The organism is Corynebacterium glyciniphilum AJ 3170, from assembly GCF_007673095.1.
GTDB lineage: Bacteria > Actinomycetota > Actinomycetes > Mycobacteriales > Mycobacteriaceae > Corynebacterium.
Map to the genome: position 1 here is coordinate 1 of NZ_VDYZ01000038.1, position 697 is coordinate 697.

The window sequence follows — 697 nt, forward strand, 5'->3', positions numbered from 1 at the left end:
CCGGGATCGTGGAGGGGGTGTGGATGGAGAGTTGGAAGGGGAGGAAGATGTTGTGGAGGTAGAGGGGGGGGGGGGTGGGGAGGAGGGGGGCGTCGGGGAGGGTGGGGGGGTGGAGATGGAGGATGTGTGGTTGGTGGGTGAGGTGGTGGAGGTGTGAAGGGAGTATGAAGGGTGGGGGGAGGGGTTGAAGCTTGGGGTGGGTGGGTTGGGGAGGAGGATGGTGATGGAGGGGGAGGAGGTGGGGGGGTTGGGTGGGGGAGTAGGTGAGGATGATGTGTGGGGGGGGGGGTGGGGTGTGGTGGAGGGTGAGGTGGGTGGGGAGAGGGTTGGTGGGGGGTTGTGGCAGAGTGGTGGAGGGGGGTGAGGTGGCGGAAGTTGTTGGTGAGGGGGGGGAGATGGAGGGGGGAGGGGGGGTGGAGAAAGGGGGAGGGGTGTGGTTAGGGTGATGGTGGAGGATGTGGTAGAACTTGTCGATGTGGCGGAGGGTGGTGATGTTGAGGTGGTGGTGAGAGTGGGGGAGGTGAGGGTGGAGGAGATAGTGGAGTTTGGGGAGGGGGGGAGAGTGAGTGGTGGGGGAGGGAGGATGAGGGTGGGAGGGAGGTTAGGGTCGGGGGGGGGTGGTCGGGTGAGGTTGGGGAGGAAGAGGGGGACAGGGAAGATGAGGAGGAGGGACGGGACCGTGGAGGAGGAGAAGGGG

1 protein-coding gene is annotated in these 697 nt (G+C 66.0%); it reads left to right on the forward strand.

What is annotated here, in order from left to right; genetic code table 11:
- Nucleotides 1-433 precede the first annotated feature (433 nt).
- Nucleotides 434-697, forward strand: a 264-nt coding sequence (locus FS507_RS16380) for a hypothetical protein (protein WP_186314739.1), incomplete at its 3' end; no start/stop codon positions are given.